General features: G+C 69.1%; 12 protein-coding genes. 5 read left to right on the top strand and 7 right to left on the bottom strand.

The window, feature by feature from the left end; all coding sequences use genetic code 11:
* Nucleotides 1–4: 4 nt before the first annotated feature.
* Nucleotides 5–1,273 (bottom strand): sensor histidine kinase, encoded by a 1,269-nt coding sequence (locus ACIA6A_RS23140; protein WP_396099880.1) that lies wholly within the window; start codon nucleotides 1,271–1,273, stop codon nucleotides 5–7.
* A 106-nt stretch (nucleotides 1,274–1,379) separates the two neighbouring features.
* Here ACIA6A_RS23140 and ACIA6A_RS23135 point away from each other — a divergent pair, with 106 nt between their 5' ends.
* Genes ACIA6A_RS23135 through ACIA6A_RS23120 form a run of 4 tightly spaced genes read left to right on the top strand, consistent with a single transcriptional unit; the run spans nucleotide 1,380 to nucleotide 5,123 of the window.
* The gene (locus ACIA6A_RS23135; protein ID WP_396099878.1) at nucleotides 1,380–2,483 is read left to right on the top strand and encodes a serine hydrolase domain-containing protein; all 1,104 of its coding nucleotides are present in this window, start codon (nucleotides 1,380–1,382) and stop codon (nucleotides 2,481–2,483) included.
* Between the two features lie 34 nt (nucleotides 2,484–2,517).
* Nucleotides 2,518–3,957, top strand: coding sequence for a SulP family inorganic anion transporter (locus tag ACIA6A_RS23130; RefSeq protein WP_396099877.1), 1,440 nt, complete (start codon nucleotides 2,518–2,520; stop codon nucleotides 3,955–3,957).
* A gap of 20 nt (nucleotides 3,958–3,977) precedes the next feature.
* Nucleotides 3,978–4,364 (top strand): MerR family transcriptional regulator, encoded by a 387-nt coding sequence (locus tag ACIA6A_RS23125; protein ID WP_396099876.1) that lies wholly within the window; start codon nucleotides 3,978–3,980, stop codon nucleotides 4,362–4,364.
* 30 nt (nucleotides 4,365–4,394) lie between these two features.
* Nucleotides 4,395–5,123, top strand: a complete 729-nt coding sequence (locus tag ACIA6A_RS23120) for a M66 family metalloprotease (RefSeq protein WP_396099875.1) — start codon at nucleotides 4,395–4,397, stop codon at nucleotides 5,121–5,123.
* 56 nt (nucleotides 5,124–5,179) lie between these two features.
* On the opposite strand, the gene ACIA6A_RS23115 is transcribed toward ACIA6A_RS23120, so the two are convergent.
* The 4 genes from ACIA6A_RS23115 to ACIA6A_RS23100 form a co-directional block, all read right to left on the bottom strand.
* The gene (locus ACIA6A_RS23115) at nucleotides 5,180–5,677 is read right to left on the bottom strand and encodes a hypothetical protein (protein ID WP_396099874.1); all 498 of its coding nucleotides are present in this window, start codon (nucleotides 5,675–5,677) and stop codon (nucleotides 5,180–5,182) included.
* 37 nt (nucleotides 5,678–5,714) lie between these two features.
* Nucleotides 5,715–11,714 (bottom strand): RHS repeat-associated core domain-containing protein, encoded by a 6,000-nt coding sequence (locus ACIA6A_RS23110; RefSeq protein WP_396099873.1) that lies wholly within the window; start codon nucleotides 11,712–11,714, stop codon nucleotides 5,715–5,717.
* Between the two features lie 532 nt (nucleotides 11,715–12,246).
* Complete coding sequence (locus ACIA6A_RS23105; protein ID WP_396099872.1) at nucleotides 12,247–13,428, bottom strand: MFS transporter; 1,182 nt, start codon at nucleotides 13,426–13,428, stop codon at nucleotides 12,247–12,249.
* Nucleotides 13,429–13,437: 9 nt separating this feature from the next.
* Nucleotides 13,438–13,836, bottom strand: a complete 399-nt coding sequence (locus tag ACIA6A_RS23100) for a MerR family transcriptional regulator (protein ID WP_396099871.1) — start codon at nucleotides 13,834–13,836, stop codon at nucleotides 13,438–13,440.
* Between ACIA6A_RS23100 and ACIA6A_RS23095 the strand changes: the two genes are divergently transcribed.
* Complete coding sequence (locus tag ACIA6A_RS23095) at nucleotides 13,836–14,783, top strand: alkene reductase (RefSeq protein WP_396099870.1); 948 nt, start codon at nucleotides 13,836–13,838, stop codon at nucleotides 14,781–14,783. The two genes, ACIA6A_RS23100 and ACIA6A_RS23095, sit on opposite strands and share 1 nt — an antisense overlap.
* Here ACIA6A_RS23095 and ACIA6A_RS23090 read toward each other — a convergent pair.
* Both ACIA6A_RS23090 and ACIA6A_RS23085 read right to left on the bottom strand, forming a co-directional pair.
* Complete coding sequence (locus ACIA6A_RS23090) at nucleotides 14,747–15,346, bottom strand: copper resistance protein CopC (protein WP_396099869.1); 600 nt, start codon at nucleotides 15,344–15,346, stop codon at nucleotides 14,747–14,749. The genes ACIA6A_RS23095 and ACIA6A_RS23090 overlap by 37 nt on opposite strands.
* Nucleotides 15,343–16,584: a Dyp-type peroxidase gene (locus ACIA6A_RS23085; protein WP_396099971.1), complete on the bottom strand. Its 1,242-nt coding sequence runs from the start codon at nucleotides 16,582–16,584 to the stop codon at nucleotides 15,343–15,345. The genes ACIA6A_RS23090 and ACIA6A_RS23085 overlap by 4 nt, the downstream gene beginning before the upstream one ends.
* Nucleotides 16,585–16,597: the final 13 nt, after the last annotated feature.

Genomic DNA, 16,597 nt, shown 5'->3' with positions numbered 1-16,597 from the left:
GCGGTTACAACGGCAGGGCCGCGGTCAGCGTCGTGCCACCCCCGGCCGGGCTCTCCACGCTCAGGACGCCGCCGGCCGCTTCGACCCGGTCGGCCAGGCCGGCCAGACCGTGGCCCTTGGCCGGACTGGCACCGCCGACACCGTCGTCGGTGACGGTGAGCATCAGGCCGTTGCCCGCCCGGCGGACCGTCACCTGCACCTCGGCGGCGTGGCTGTGCTTGGCCACGTTGGTCAGGGCCTCCGCGACCACGAAGTACGCGGTGCTCTCCACCGTCGGTTCGAGGCGTTCCATCGCCGGGGCGTCCAGGTCGACCGGGATGGTGCAGCGGCCGGCCAGCGCGGTCAGGGCTGCCTTGAGCCCACGGTCGACCAGGATCGGCGGGGCGATGCCGCGGGACAGGGCCCGCAGCTCGTCGAGGGTCTCCCGGGTCTGGGTCAGCGCCTCGGCGACCGTGGCGCGGGCCGCTTCCGGGTTGCTCTCGAACTGCTGCTCGGCCCGGCCGAGGTCCATGGCGAGGCGGACCAGGCGCTGCTGCGGGCCGTCGTGGATGTCGCGTTCCAGCCGGCGCAGCGCGATCGCCTCGGCGGAGACGGCCGCGGCCTTCTGCGCCTGAGCGGTGTCCCGGGCGGCGTTGGCCTGGGCGACCTGTTCGCGCAGCGTGTTGACGTTGCTGAGCAGCAGCCGGGCGAACTGCGCCTCCATCAGCGCGACGCCGCGGACCACCGGGTACAGCGTGCCGAGGAAGAAGAAGCCGAGCGCGGTGTAGAAGACGGCCCGGGAGCCGCCCATGCCGAGCAGCACGGGCAGATCCTGGCTGTCCGGGTCCATCGGGACGCTCCAGCCCCACAGGGCATAGGTCAGGCCGCCGAGAGTGATGGCCCACCAGGTGACCGCGACGATGAACCCGATCAGGTTGGGGATCAGCCGGAAGACGCCGTGCAGCAGGTCCAGCCACGACTGCCCGTCGGTGACCGGGACCAGCAGGCGGCGCACCCAGCCCGATTCCGGCCGCGGCCGCTTGTAGTACGGGTGCGGCAGCTGCCGGCCGAGCACCGGGGCGATCCTGGCCCGTTCGAGCGTCGCCAGACCCCGGGCCGCCCAGAACGTGCCGACCAGGATCGGCAGGCCCAGCCAGATGAAGACGGTGCTGACACCGACCGTGAAACCGGTCAGGCAGAGCACGAACGTGATGATGCTCAGCGGGAGGCCGAGCAGCGCGTACTGGGTGTCGATACCGAGCTGCCGGACCACTCTCACCGCTGGCGAAGTCATGCTGATGACCCTAGGCACCGGACGCCGCGCCGCCGATCCGGCTGACCGGCCGAACGGAAGTAGGGTTAACCCCACCCCCGAGTCCGTTTTGCGTAATGCTGAACGGGTGAGCGACTGGACCCAGCTCCAAGCAAACGTGCAGCGGCAGATCGACGCGCTGGTCTTCGCCGGCCGCGAGATCGGGGTACAGGTCGCGGCCTACCTCGACGGGCAGCTGATCGTGAACGCGGTCTCCGGCCTGGCCGACGAGTCGGTCAGCGCCCACGTCACCCCGGAGACGCCGTTCTTCAGCTTCTCCACCGGCAAGGGGCTGACCAGCACCGCCGTACACGTCCTGGTCGAGCAGGGAAAGCTCGACTACGACCTGCGGATCGCCGACGTCTGGCCGGAATTCGGCAAACACGGCAAGCAGAACGCCACCCTGCGGCACGCGCTGCTGCACGCGGCCGGGGTGCCGACGCTTCCTTCGTACACGACGCCGGAGGATTTTCTTGATTGGGACCGGATGTGCCGCACCATCGCCGGGTCGACCCCGGTGTGGGAGCCCGGCACCCGGCACGGCTTCCACGAGTGGACCTACGGCTGGCTGATCGGCGAGATCATCCGCCGGGCCACCCAACGGCCGATCGCGTGGGTGCTGGCCGAGGACATCGCCCGGCCGCTGCAGGCCGAGCGGGAGCTGTTCTTCGGGGTGCCGCCGCAGGAGCTGAACCGGGTCGCCCGGCTGAAGGACCGCAACTGGCGCCAGGCGCTGGAGCAGCTCAGCCGGCACATCGAGAATTTCGACGCGATCGCACCGCCGAACGTCCGTCCCGAGGCCGGCCTCGCGAACCGCCGCGACATCATGCAGACCGACATCCCGGCGGTCGCGACGGTGAGCGCGCGCGGCATCGCCCGGATGTACGCGGCGCTGATGGGCGAGGTCGACGGGGTGCGCCTGATCTCGCCGGAACGCCTCAAGGAAGTGACCACCGTGCTGACCGACGGCCCCGACTGGGCGTTCGGCGGCGACCTGCCCAAGACCATGGGGTACGTCGCACAACTGGGCGGCACCCGTTTCGGCTGGAGCGGCAACGGCGGCAGCCTGGCCGGTTTCTACCCGGATCTGGGCCTGTCGGTGGCGGTGGCCAAGAACTACCTGGGTACGACCGAGGACGATCCCATGGAGGGCATCGCCGCCACGATCCACGCGGCGGTCGCGGGCGCCTGACAACTCTCCCCTTACGGAAGAGTAGGGTTCCCGGGTGCTGTCGCCCCGCGTTCTGCGTACCGAAGTCCTGGCCGGCCTGGTCGTCGCCCTCGCCCTGATCCCCGAGGCGATCTCGTTCTCGATCCTCGCCGGCGTCGACCCCCGGGTCGGGCTGTTCGCCTCGTTCACGATGGCCGTCACCATCGCGATCTGCGGCGGGCGCCCCGCGATGATCTCCGCCGCCACCGGAGCGGTCGCCCTGGTCGTCGCCCCGGTCGTCCGTGAACACGGGATCGAGTACCTGTTCGCGACCGTCATCCTCGGCGGGATCCTGCAGATCACGCTGGCCGTACTCGGCGTCGCCCGGCTGATGCGGTTCATCCCCCGCAGCGTCATGGTCGGCTTCGTCAACGCGCTGGCGATCCTGGTGTTCAGCGCCCAGCTGCCGCACCTGATCGGCGTCCCGTGGCTGGTCTACCCGCTGCTCGCGGTCGCGCTGGCGATCATTTGGCTGCTGCCGCGCGTCACCCGGGCGGTGCCGGCGCCGCTGATCGCCATCGTCGCGCTCACCGCACTCACGCTGCTGGTCCACCTCACGGTGCCCACGGTCGGCGACGAGGGGGCACTGCCGGACAGCCTGCCGGTATTCGGCCTGCCCGACGTGCCGTTCAGCTTCGCGACACTGCAGACCATTTTCCCGTACGCGATGGGGGTGGCCCTTGTCGGTCTGATGGAATCGCTGATGACGGCGAAACTGGTCGACGACATCACCGACACCCACTCCGACAAGACCCGGGAGTCCTGGGGCCAGGGCGTGGCCAACATCGTCACCGGCTTCTTCGGCGGCATGGGCGGCTGCGCCATGATCGGCCAGACGATGATCAACGTGAAGACGTCCGGCGCCCGGACCCGGCTGTCGACGTTCCTGGCCGGGGCGTTCCTGCTGCTCCTGGTCGTGGCGCTGGGCGACGTCGTGGCCCTGATCCCGATGGCCGCCCTGGTCGCGGTCATGATCGTGGTGTCGGTCGGCACGTTCGACTGGCACAGCGTCACCCCGGCCACCCTGCGGCGGATGCCCGCCGGCGAGCTGATCGTCATGCTGGTCACCGTCGCGGCCACCCTCGCCACCGGCAACCTGGCCGTCGGCGTCGTGCTGGGCGTCCTCACCGCCATGGTCATCTTCGCCCGCCGGGTCGCCCAACTCGTCGAGGTCACCCGGGTCCTCGACGAGTCCGGCACGACCTGTACCTACACCGTGCACGGATCGCTCTTCTTCGCCTCCAGCAACGATCTGGTCACCCAGTTCGACTACGCTGGCGACCCGGAATCCGTGGTGATCGACCTCGCCCGGGCCCACGTCTGGGACGCCTCCTCGGTCGCCGCCCTCGACGCCATCACCACCAGATACGCGTCCCGCGGCAAGACGGTCGCGGTCGTCGGGCTCAACCCGCCGAGCTCCAGCCTGCACGACCGGCTGACCGGCACCCTCTCCTGAGGGCCGGGCACACTGTACGAATGATGCAGATCGGCGAGGCGGCCGAACGGGTCGGACTGAGCATCCGGACCATCCGCCACTACGAGGACGCCGGCCTGATCATGCCGTCGGCCCGCAGCGAGGGCGGCTTCCGGCTGTACACCGAACCGGACATCGCGCGGCTCGCCGTGGTCAAGCGGATGAAGCCACTCGGCTTCACCCTCGACGAGATGCGCGACCTGCTCGAACTCCTGGACGCACTGACCGCCGCCGACCCGGGCGCCGGCCGGGCCGCCCTGCTCGACCGGCTGACCATGTTCCACGAGGCGGCCCAGGCCCGGGTCCGCGCGTTGCGCGACCAGCTCACCATGGCCGAGGGCTTCGCCGGCCAGATCCAGCAGCACATCGACTTCCACAATCCCTCATGATCAGCGGGTAGCCGGCCGATCAGGCGGGCCATGCCCCGCCGCTGCCGCATCACCCTTGGCCTGATCGCCACGATCGCTCTGGCTCTCCAGCCGGGGGTCGCGCACGCCGCCGCGGCCGGGAACCCCAAGGCCTACGCCTTCCTGAGCGGCAGCAAGATCATCGCCCGGTGGGATCCCTGCACGCCGATCGACTACCGGGTCAACCTCGCCCGGGCCCCGAAAGGCTCCCTCGCCGAGGTCAGGACCGCGGTCTCCCGCGTCGCGGCGGCCACCGGGCTGACGTTCCGCTACGCCGGAGCCACCACCGTCATCCCGGGTGCGAAGAGCGGCTACAACGACAACTATCCCGACGGGACCGAGATGGTCTTCGCCTGGGTCGTCGCCGGCAAGCACAGCACCCTGATCCCCAAGGGCAGCGGCGCCGCCGGGGTCGGCGGCGGCTGGTGGCACTCGGGATACACGGCCGGGGGCGGACCCGCGCTCATCATGGACCAGGGGCAGATCGCGCTCAATACCGCGTACACCGACCGGATGGCCCGGGGCTTCGGCAAGAAGGCCGGCGGTACCACCGGCCAGTTGCTCATGCACGAGATCGGCCACGCGGTGGGGCTCGCCCACCCGACCGCCGGCGACTCCCGCCAGGTGATGTACCCCCTGATGACCAGCAAGGCCGCCACCTGGGGAGCCGGCGACCGCAACGGCCTGCGCCGGGTCGGATCGGCATACGGCTGCCTGACCGACTTGCCACCCGCGACCTAGACAGAGAGGCCGGACATCGACTTGAATGCCCGGCCTCTCTGTTTCTGGTCGTGACGTTACTCGCGCGCGGTGAGGCGGATCGCGCCCTCCGGGTTCACAGCGGCCCAGTCTTGAGCAGCCTGCCGGTCAACATCGCGGATGAGCACCATCCGGCCATCGCGGCGCGGGTGATGGGGCGAAGCGAGCCTGGGAAGAATCGCTCTCCCGGCCAGCACACCGACCAGAAGAAGAGCCGTCAGCGGCGTCCAGACGGCGTCCAGACGCGCGCCGAAAGTCTCGGTCTCGAGGCCGACGACGAGCAGCAGGAGCACGACGACCGCGCCGGGGAAGACACCGCGTTCCCATATGGCCTGCCTCTTGCCGGCTGCCGAGAAACGCAAGGCAGTCGTCTCGTCCACCACAAGACCCATCTCCAGGCGTCGCTGAAGCGGACGACCCAGCACCCAGGTCCGCACGGCGACCGGTGCCGCGTCGCCGCCGACGATGGACCGCGGCGGGGGCGCGAGGGTCCGGGCCGCGTCACGCGTTACCCAGACGTCGACAGTTGACTTCATTCACACACCTTTCCGGCATCGATCGGGAATCGTCGCATCAGTCGTACCATTTCGGCGCCGGGCGGCAATATGCACCCCGATAAGCATAGGTACCCGCCGCGAAGTTGCCGCCCCGGTCGTAATACCTGCTGTACCGGAATTTGAACACCGCCCCGTTCCTGTCATCGCAACGGTCCTCGTAGTCCTCGGCGATCCAGTCCTTGAGAACCCAACCCGCAAGCGTGATTGCCGCACCGCTGGTCACGTTGATGAAGGTCGCGATGATACCGACGCCCGCCATCCATTTGCCGGTCTTCTTGAAATACTTGAAGTCTGAATTACTGATTAGGCACCGGAAGTAGCGATCCTTGCGAATACCCCCGTAACTGCCCCACCAGTAATACCATTTGCGTGAGGTGAAGCTGGTATTCCAGCAATGCATCTGCCCGGAGACGTCGCTCTTGTTGACCGGGTCGGCCGTGGAGTATTCGTAGGCATTGTTGTTACCGCCGTACACCGGGTCGGTGGACAGGAACCGACCGGTCCGCGGGTTGTAGACGCGGACTCCCATGGTGATCAGGCCACCGGGGTTGTCGGCAGAACGCTGTTCCGTGCCGAGATAGCCGTACCGGGACGCGGTCCCCGCGACCTGGTTGCCGTACTCATCTGTCACCGTGGTCGATGCCAGGCCGGCGACTCCTCCGATCTGCGTCGCCACGATGTCACCGTGCAGATTGGCGAGCTGCCACTCCGTCCGGCCGGCCGCACCGTTATAGAACGCACTCAAAGCACCGATACCGATGATCCGACGTGTGTACGAACCGTTCTCGGCTATCCAGGAAGGCTTGTCCGTGTCATCGGCATAGTGGTTCACATGGGTCTCGGTGGCCGTCGCGTTCGTGACGACGTAGGCACGGTTGCGGCTGGTGGTGACGTCGAGTGTGTACGTCGCATGTGCCGCCCCCTGGGTGATCGAACGGACCATGTCGTTGGCGTAATAAGTGTTCGTGACATCGCCCGCACCTGAGCCGGCGTCCGCAGCCGGCACCGTGAGCGTACGGCCGAGATCGTCGTAGGTGTAGCCACTGCTCGTGACCCGATCCGCGGTGTCGTAGGCCCAGTTCCGTGGGTTACCACCAGTGCTCGACTGGCAGTTGCCGTCCTGAGCGGGTCCAAAGGTACGCAGCGCGGCACGGTTACTGTTCGCGTCGAACTCGTAATTACGCTCGACACAGCCCTGATCGTTGATCGTCTGGGTAGTACCGGTCAGCCGGCCCGAAGTGTCGTAGCTGTACCCCGCCGAGGAAAAGCTGTCGGCACCCCATGCACGCGCACCGTGGGCATCGAGTCCGCTCCAATCTCCGTAGACGGTTGTGCCGTCGCTCTGGTCGTAGAGAATTCCGGTCTGGGCGCCTTCTTCGTTGTAGTAGGAGTAGGTGATCAGTCCGTCCGGACGGGTTTCCGACTTCAGCTCCCCGTCGGCGTTGTATTCGCCGGTGAACGTACCCACCTGACTGTCCGTGACCTGGCTGAGCAGACCACGTCCCTCGGTGTTGTCGTCGTACGTGTGGGTTCGGGTGCCCTTGCCATCAGTGATGGTGATTTCACGGCTTGCGATGTCGTACGTGGTGACCGACACCGACCCGTCAGCGTCGGTGTACGACGTGACCCGGCCCAGAGAATCGTAGGCACGGGAGATCTTCGCTGTGACCTGGCCAGAACTGTCGAGTTGCTCGGTCCGTACGGGATAGCCGGTGGTCACGTCGTAGACCATGCGGCGAGTCTCGACCGGAGTGCCGAGCCCGGGACCTGCGGAGACGGTCTGGACCTCCGGCCGTCCGGCCTGGTCGTAGGTGACAGAGGCCGTCCGGACGGTACCCGAACTGTTCCTGCTGACGGATGCGGCCACCTGGCCGTACATGTCATATGTCATGCGGGTGTCGAGCAGTTCGGGATCCATGTCGGCCTGAGCAGCCGGTCCGGTCAGGCAGGTCAGGCCGGCCCACTCGGGGGTGTTGTCACACTCGTCGGCGCCTGAACCGGTTCCGGCCCGGTAATAGGTGATTGTCTGGGTGGCCGCCGTGCTGCCGTCACCGGCTGGCCGGGTGCTGGAGGTGAGCTGGCTGCCCGCCGTGTTGTACGTGTACCGAGTGGTCAGCGCCAGGCCCTGCGGATCAACGATCTTCGCGGTGGGCTGCCGCAGGTCCCAGTTGTACTCGGTACGCGTGGTGCGAGGGTCGGCGTCGACCGCCTTCCCCGCGCTGTCCCAGTAACGCACTGCGTCGACCTGGCTGGTGACGAGGTCATAAGCCTCGGACGAGGCGGGCGCACCCTCGTCGTAGACGTACGTCGTGTGAGTACGCCCGCGAACATCCGCCCAAGTGGACAGCACGACATCGCGCTCCGGTCCGAACAGATCGGTGATGCGCCGTCCATCGTTGCCGTAACGGGTCTCGGTAGAGAGGTTCGCCGCGAGGATCGCCTCGGCGCTCGCTGTATCGGAGCCGGAGGCGTCCAATGCCCGTTGCCGGTTGCCCGCGCTCAGTTCACGCACCACATTGCCGTAGGAGTCGTACCAGGTAGTGGCGATGTGCTGGCCCGCCTCCAGGGTGTTGACCTCGCGGGCGTTGCCATCCAGGTACGTGACATACGCCCGCTTCCAGCTCGACGGCAGGATCCCGGTGGCCTGGTTGCCATCGGGGATCTGGGTCGGCGGGAAGACTGCGGTGGCATCGATCGGAGTGACGGTCTGTCCCCACCTCGCAGCCGGTTCCGCGGACAGGTCGGTCGGTGCGGTCGCGCCAGTGGTCGGCACCCGGTAGACGACGGTGGTGACCGCAGTGCCGGCGGTCAGGGCGGAGCGGCTGACCGTGGCGACTCGGCCCTGACCGGAGTCACCAGGGATGGTGGTGTAGGAGAGCTGCCAAGGCTGCTGCCCCACGGGGGCAATGGTGCTGAGGATGCCGTCGGCGTCGTAGGTGTAGGTGGTCGCCTGGTGTTCGGCGCCATTGAGACCTGAATAGTCCAGGCGGGGATCCCAGGCGGAGCGTAGCCGGCCGGTGGCGTCGTATCCGTAACGTGAGAGCACGACGGTCGCCATCACCGATCTGGCCGGGTCGTACGCCGTGAATGCGAGTTCCTTGAGCCGGCCGGTGTAGTCGCCGGTCCCGGCGGCTGTCGCCGTGGTGCCGGTCGCGTAGGTGTATCGCAGCGCCTTGCAGCCACGAGTGGTCAAGGGGCTGCTCGCGCAGTTGACGCCCTCCGGGGCGGGGGCGACCGCCTGAGTTGGACGCACGACCGCGGCGCCGTCGACGGTCGCGGACTCCCAGGTGATTGCCGTGGTGGAGCCGGTGCCACCGGAGACCGAGGAGGACGGCGTGTATGTCCGGGCAGGGTCGGTGCTCCGGCGGGTGAACACCGTGTAGTTGCCGTTGTCCTCGGTCAATCGGTAGCTGTCCGAGCTGGTCACATACTCCAGCACCAGGCCGGAGCCCGCCATGCCGGAGTCGAACGACGCGCCGGTCGACGTACCCGCCTTCTTCGTGAAGCCCACGGTCTCCCCACCGGGCAGACCGATCTGCACCAGGCTGCCGGTGATCGTCAGGTCGCTGTAGGTCCCAGCGTTGGGAACCTCGACGCTGGAGCCCCAACCGGGGCCGAAGAGCGCGTCGGCGTCGCCGGCCCGGCGGGTATCGAACGTCCGGGTGACCGCGAGGCCGCCCGCGGTGGCAGCGTCGGTCGCGGTGACCTCGACATTGCCGGTCAGCAGATTGGCCTCACCGGCTCCGACGTCGGTGGTGGGTGCTGCGGCGCGATCACGGTCGAGTTCGAAGCGCACCGCAGGGCTGGCCCCGGCCGTACCGCCGTTGAAGGAAGCACGCACCTGCAGCGGGCCGTCCAAGGCATCGGGACCGGCCTCGGCCGCGTTGACCGTGGTCTCGGCGTCCCAGTTCAACGGTGGAAACTTACCGCTGCCGATGGTGGCCACGGGCCAGGTGACCGCGGCGCCGGACGCGCTGGTGACATTTGCGGCCGGAATGGTGGTCCAACTGTCGGTCTCGCCGCGGCGCCACTGGTAGGTGGCCCCGGTGGAGGTCGATGCTCCAGCACCGCCCAGGACGACCTTACCGGCGCTGAGGTGGTTCTCCGCCGGGGAGACGACAGCGCCGACCGTGGAGCCGACACTGAACATGTAAGTCTTGACGGGCGACAAGTTGCCCGCCCGGTCCCTGGACCGCACATAGAGCGTGTGGTTACCCACGGTTGTCGGGGTGATCGAGACCGAGGCACTCCCGCCGAGCGACGTGGCATTGACGGCGGTGGTGGGCGGATTGGTGTCCAGCCCGTACAGGAACGCCGAGGCATCTGTCACACCGGCCGCGCCGAATGTGAAGGTTCCTGCGGCTCCGGCCGCACCGCTGGTGGCGCCGGCCGGATAGGTCGATGAATCGACCGTCGGGGTGGTGCCCGGGGCGGCCGTGTCGACGGTGAATTCGCAGAAGGAGGACCAGACACCGCCGACAGCGCCGTCGTTGCCCTGCACCCTCCACTTACCCGTGGACCCGTTCGTGAACGCGCCCGACGGCACCGTGGCGCTCAGGGTGGAACCGGACGCGACGCTGGCTGTGGTCGCACCGTTGATCTTGGCGCCGGCCGAGTTGTACCACTCGAATACGCCCTTGACCGGGCTGGCCTCGCCGTCGGTAACGACCGCTTTCAGGACCGGGGTCGTGGTGTTGAGGTACGGCCGACCGGCGCCGGTGACACAGCTGGTCGACGGCGTGGTGGAACGGGCACCGACCACCGGGTACGAGTTGTACGTGACGACCGCGTACGGCACCTGGCTCGACGCGTCCGCGTTGCGGGACCGGAATTGTTTGAACGCGTTGGCATCGGTCTCGCTGGTGGCCCGGATACCCATGTAGGCACGGGTCTTGCCGGCGGTGGCAGCGCGCTGGAAGAACGAGGCGCCACCGACCGAGACCCAGCCGTCGGAACAGTTGGTGCTGCCCTTGGTGGCGGTCGAAATGGCTTCCTTGGTGCTCCAGACCGGCTGGCTGGACCAGCGGGTGTCAGAACTGGCGGCACCTGTGGACCAGATCTCCCAGCTGGTCGCCGTGCAGGTGTGCGACCAGAAGTTGTAGAAGTTCGCCGTGGCCGCGGTGATCTGCTTACCGGCCAACTTGGTGGTGTCCCAGTGCACAAAGGACCGGGCGATGTCCCCGCTGACGAGACCGAGCTGCAGGTCGTTGGCACCGCTACGATCGACCGCGTCGCCTCGTCTGACATACGTGTCGAAGGTGCTGTAAAGCGGGTTGACCTGCGGGTCGACGACGACCGGGTAGGTGGTGTCCGGGTCCTCGAAAAAATCGGCGCCGGTCCCGAGGGTCACCTTGACGCCGGCGCCCTCACTGGCCTCGTCCGGCCTTGCCTCCGCGGCCTTCTTTCTGGTGATCTCGGCCGGAACCTTCTCCACCGTGGCCGGCTCACCGGTGGCCGTCTCGACCTCGGCGTCCCACATCTCCGGGGCAGGCACGGTGGCGAGAGCTTTACCTGCCGCGTCGAGCAGGGTCGTGTTGCCTGCCGCGTCGATGCGATGGGACTTGACCTTCACACCGGTGATCGGCAGCTCGATACCGTCGAGGTGTGCGGCGGCTTCCGCGGATTCCACGACGAAGAACGTCTCAGCACCGGTCCTGGTGGCCTGCACCTGGAGGTCGACGCCGGGCATGACCTGTGAATATGTCGCGCGACTACCCTCGATCACCGGCACGCCCAGCGCGCCGGTCCAACCGATCGACATCCGGTGGTCCCCGACGCCGACAGCGGCGAGTTCGTGCGCGGCGTCCGTGTTCTCCGGCCCGGACAGCACCAGGTCCGACGGGGCTGCCTTCGGCGAGACGGAACCGTCCTGGTTGCGGATCAGGGTGAGGTCAACCGGCACCCAGGTGCCGTTCCGTTCGACCCGGACCGGTGCCGCGCTGATCGTCTGTTCGATCGACCCGGACGGCAGGGCCACGGCGGTGACCGTTTCCGTCGTGGCGTCGCTGATCTCCACCCGGCCACCGCACAACCGTGCGGTGATCAGTGCGGCGGCCTCGTCTGCAACCTGCGAAGGGCAGCTCTTCCCCGCCGGAGTGGCAGGGACAGCGGGGGTGGCGAAGGACGGCGAGGGGGGTGCGCCGACGAGTGCGAGCGTTACCGGGACCGGAAGTGCGAGAGCCAATATTCGAGACAACGGTGCTCGCGGCTTACGCCACAGCGCCTTTGATCCGCGCATAAGCGCAGAGTTGCGGTACACATACCCTCCAGAGCCGACTGCAAATTTCCGGAGGGCAATATAAAGCTATACGAATACAACTACCTAACGTGGCCATTGTGGATTGTCGCAGCTCAACAGATACGCCAAGATCATGTATGGCGGCATTCGCCGGACTTAAGCTCCCCTGAACGGTGACGCGACCGGGTCGATCGGTGGCACTTTCCAACTAAAAGGCAACCCAGGTGGAACTTATGGCAGCACGGGCCGGCGAGGCCGTGCTGACCGGCGCCGGCACCTCGCCGTCGGTGACAAAGCGGGCAGTCGGATCTCAGGCTGAGGTGGCGGGCTCGCGGATCTTCAAGGGGATGGTCACGGCTGCGGTTACCAGGCAGACGAGGGCCAGGAACAGCACGTAGGAAATCCCGAGCCCGTGGCCGAGGGCGAAGCCACCCAGCAGTGGGGCGAGGACCGGGCCGGATTGCTGGGACAGCGCCAGCGCCGCGTTGTAGCGGCCTCGGAGGGTGTCCGGCGCGAGGTCGTTGACCAGAGCCGGCAGCGTGGGGGCGAGCAGGGCCTCACCCAGCGCGAAGATGCCCAGGGCCGTCACGATCAGGGCCGCGTTGCCCGCGCCGGCGGCCAGCAGGGCCCAGGACGCGGCGAAGACCAGGGCGGCCAGGGCGGCGATCCGAGGGCGGGAGCGGCCCCTGGTACGGGACAGGATGGGAAGCTGCACGGCCAGGAGGACGGCGATGTTGACGGCGAAGGCCAGGCCGGCCACCCGGGACGACTCGCGGCCGGGGCCGGTCACCCAGGCGGTGAAGATGGCGCTCGGCTGGGCCAGGGCGAACACCGTGAGCAGGGTGTTGAGGCCCAGCACCCGGAGCAGGACACGGTCGCGCAGCACCTCGCGGTAACCGCCGTGCCCGCCCGGGGCCGGCGGCGGTGGGGCCGGGACCAGCAGCATCGCCGCCGCGAACGCCACGTAGGACAGGGCGTCGACCAGCAGGATCGCCAGGTACGGCCCGGGGGCTGAGCCGGCCGTGACCAGACCGGCGACCAGGGCGCCGGCTCCGAAAGCGACGTTGGCGCTGGTGTAGCGCAGGGCGAAGACCGCGCCGCGCTCGTCGGCGGGGGCGAGCTGGGCCAGCAGGCTGGCGAAGCTGTTCCAGGTCAGGCCGCCCGCGCAGCCGTGCACGACCGCCGCGAGCAGGGCCGCCGGGACGGTTGTCGCCGGGGCGAACAGGGCGATGCCGGCGCCGCCGAGGAGCAGGCCGCCGATGAACGCCGGACGGGCGCCGACCCGGTCGACCAGTGGGCCGGTCAGCGGCACGATCAGCAGGCCGGCCAGCCCGGAGGCGGCCAGCACGAGGCCCGCGGTGCCGAGCGGGAACCCGCGCACAGTGTGCAGGTAGACCAGGAGGAACGGCATGGTGAGCCCACTGCCCAGACAGGACAGTGCGTTCATGCCGAGGGCGAGCCAGGCATCGCGGCCGAGACGAGGAACAGCCATGCCCCGAAACTAGGCCGGGGGTGTGACACTTCCGGACGCCGTTTCGATGACCTCGTCGAGGACCGTCCGCGAGCGGAGCAGGTCGGCGATAGTACGGTCGAGCCGCTCACGTTCCGTCGTGAGGTCCGCGACCAGCCGGCCGGTCGCGATGTCGGCGGGTCCGCCGTCGGCGTCACGCATGCAGGGCAGGAGACCGACGATCTTGGCGCTGCCGAGGCCCGCCGCGAACAGGTGCTGGATCCGGAGCACCCGGTCGATGGCCTTGTCGGAGTACTCCCGGTGACCGCCCGGGGTGCGTGCGGCGGTGAGCAGGCCCTGCTGTTCGTAGTAGCGCAGCGAGCGCTCGCTGACCCCGGAACGCCGCGCCAGCTCCCCGATCCGCATGACCGACCCCACACCCGTCAGCATTGAGCACCATCGCCGAGGCTGCGACGCCCAACGCGGTCGGGCAGACGTACCCGAACATCACCGCGATCCACAACGATGCGCACGTCGCAGGTTGGCGCCGGGTGACCGGCGCGGTCGGTGCCGCGGGCGGCCGGATGTTCCTGCAGATCGAGCACGGCGGCCGGATCGGGCATCCCGCCACCAGCGGCCTGATGCCGGTGGCGCCCTCCGCGATCCCGCTCCCCGAACAGATCCACACCCCGGCCGGCCGCGAGGACCCGGTGACGCCGCGGGAGATGACCGCCGCGGACATCCGGGAGACCATCGCCGATTTCGCCGCCGCCGCCCGCCGGGCGATCGACGCGGGCTTCGCGGGGGTCGAGGTGCACAGCGCCAACGGCTATCTGCTGCACCAGTTCCTGGCTACGAACACCAATCACCGCACCGACGGGTACGGGGGCCCGGTGCGCAACCGGATCCGTTTCGGCACCGAGGTCGTGGCGGCGGTGGCCGACGCGATCGGCGCGGAGCGGGTGGGCCTGCGGATCTCCCCCGGCAACCCGGTCAACGGCATCGTCGAGGACGACACCGAGGAGATCTATCCCGCGCTGCTCGACGCGATGGCCGGCCGGGGACTCGCCTATCTGCACGTCGCGCTCGCCGACCCGGCTCAGTCGCTCTTCCGTACCCTGCGTGATCGTTGGTCCGGCATTCTCATCGCCAACCCGGTGCTGCCCGGCGAGACGCTGCCCGCCGACGGTGGCCGGGCCGCGGGCGAGCGCCTGCTGGCCGCGGGGGCCGACCTGATCGCCCTCGGCCGCCCGTTCCTGGCCAACCCGGACCTGGTCGAGCGCCTGCGCACGGGCGCGCCGGTCAACCCGATCCGGGACGACTTCCTGCTGTACAAGGGTGGCGAGACCGGTTACACCGACTATCCCGCGCTGGCCCCGGCCCGGCGCCGGCCGTAGATGACGCCGCCGATCGCCAGGACGGCGAGCAGGGCCACCCCGATGCCGATCAGCAGGCCCGCCGGAACACCGTCGTCCCCGGTCGGGGCCGCGTCGACCAGGACCGGCTCACCGGACGAAGGAGCATCCGACGACGGTACGACCGAGGGCGGCGCCGGCGCGGCCGACGACGGCACGGCCGACGGGGCGGCCGAGGTGGCAACCGGACCGGCGAGCGTGAACGTGTACGACCCCTGGACCGTGTGACCGTCGACCGAGACGACCCGGTAGGCGACCGTGTAGGTGCCGTTGGCCAGCGCGCCGGTCAGCGGCAGGACACCGGTGGGCCCGTCGATCTCGGGGTCGGCCGCGGCCACCTTCGCCTTGTTCCCATCGGTGACCACGATCGTGGTGAACTCCGGGTTCAGCTTCTGCATGAACTTCAGGGAGATCTCCGTGGGCGCCTTCTTCACCGTGGCGTCCTTGGCCGGCGAGGACTCGAGGAGCTGGTTGTGCGCCCAGGCCGGCGTACCCGGAAGGATGATGGCGGCGATCGCGGCGAGGGTGAGCAGCACGCGTTTCATGCCAGCACCCGCTCGCCGATCCATCCGCCCTCGGCGCAGCCGGGCGGAACCGCGAAGACGGCTGAGCCGATCGGTGTGATCCATTCGTTCAACAGGTCCTTGTCCGCGAGGCGTTGCTGGATGGGCAGGAACTGGCCGGCGATGTCCCGCTGATAGGCCGCGAAGATCAGCCCGGCGTCGGGATGGCCGGCCGCGTTCGGGGCTCCATCGTAGTTGTACGGCCGCCGCAGGATCTTCAGCGACGGCTCGGTGACGTGGGCCCGGGTGACGTGCGAGAAATCCGGCATGACCGGCAGGCCGCTGGCGTCCATGGCCGCGAAGTCCGGCTCGTCGTGCTCCCCCGACCCGGTGAGCGGGGCGCCGGAGCCCATCCTGCGCCCCACCGCGTTCTCCTTGTCGGTGACGCTGAGCAGGTCCCACTTCTCGATCTCGGCCCGGATCCGCCGCACCACCAGGGTGGAAGAATTGTCCGGGTTCCAGACGGCACCGTGCAGCTCGGCGTCGCGCGGGTTCGCGGTCCCGTCGAGCTGCCCGAGGACGTTGCGCTGGGTGTGCGCGGCGGCCTGGACCCCCGGGCTGCGCCGGAACCCCTGCTGGACCCAGCGCACCGCGGCGAACGGCCGGGCGTCCTTGATCAGCATCCGCTGGGTGTGCGCGACGGTCAGCGGATCGTCGGCGCAGATCTGCAGCAGCAGGTCCCCGCCGGACCACCGGGCCTCGAGCCGGTCGATCCCGAATGACGGCAGATCCGCGACCGGCGAGGCCAGCCCCGCGGCCCGGTACAACCCCGGCCCGAACCCGAACGTCACGGTCAGCCGCGCGGGCAGCACCGCCAGGTGGGCGTCGGTGTCACCGAGCGCGGGAGCACCCTGGGTGAGGCGGGCGGCATCATCGCTCAGCAGCCGAAGCATCCGGGCCAGCGCCCGCTTGTCCGTCCCGCCCGGCAGGGTGAACGCGACGAACGAGGCGTGGGCCGGCGGATCCTCGGTCACCCCCGCCTGCCTGACACCGTAAAACGGCACGGTGGCGGTACCGGTGGCCAAGCCGGCCTCAACCACACCGGCCTGGGCCGCGCCGGGCTGGGCCGCGCCGGGCTGGGCCGCGCCGGGCTGGGCTGTCCCTGATCCGGGCGGTGACCGGCGGTCGATCGCGGCAACCGCGGTGGCGCCGGCCGCGGCACCGATGGCCGCACCCAGACCGGCCACCGCACCCCGGCCAAGCAGTCGCCGCCGGCTCAGCGCACCCCGCGCC

Source organism: Actinoplanes sp. NPDC051494 (genome assembly GCF_044454705.1).
GTDB lineage: Bacteria > Actinomycetota > Actinomycetes > Mycobacteriales > Micromonosporaceae > Actinoplanes.
This window is presented reverse-complemented; position numbering and strand designations above follow the sequence as displayed.

What these genes read in the sequence shown, in the direction of transcription:
- ACIA6A_RS23120 (WP_396099875.1), top strand. Translation starts at nt 4,395, where the DNA reads ATGCCCCGCCGCTGCCGCATCACCCTTGGCCTGATCGCCACGATCGCT.
- ACIA6A_RS23140 (WP_396099880.1), bottom strand. Translation starts at nt 1,273, where the DNA reads ATGACTTCGCCAGCGGTGAGAGTGGTCCGGCAGCTCGGTATCGACACC.
- ACIA6A_RS23115 (WP_396099874.1), bottom strand. Translation starts at nt 5,677, where the DNA reads ATGAAGTCAACTGTCGACGTCTGGGTAACGCGTGACGCGGCCCGGACC.
- ACIA6A_RS23100 (WP_396099871.1), bottom strand. Translation starts at nt 13,836, where the DNA reads ATGCTGACGGGTGTGGGGTCGGTCATGCGGATCGGGGAGCTGGCGCGG.
- ACIA6A_RS23090 (WP_396099869.1), bottom strand. Translation starts at nt 15,346, where the DNA reads ATGAAACGCGTGCTGCTCACCCTCGCCGCGATCGCCGCCATCATCCTT.
- ACIA6A_RS23125 (WP_396099876.1), top strand. Translation starts at nt 3,978, where the DNA reads ATGATGCAGATCGGCGAGGCGGCCGAACGGGTCGGACTGAGCATCCGG.
- ACIA6A_RS23105 (WP_396099872.1), bottom strand. Translation starts at nt 13,428, where the DNA reads ATGGCTGTTCCTCGTCTCGGCCGCGATGCCTGGCTCGCCCTCGGCATG.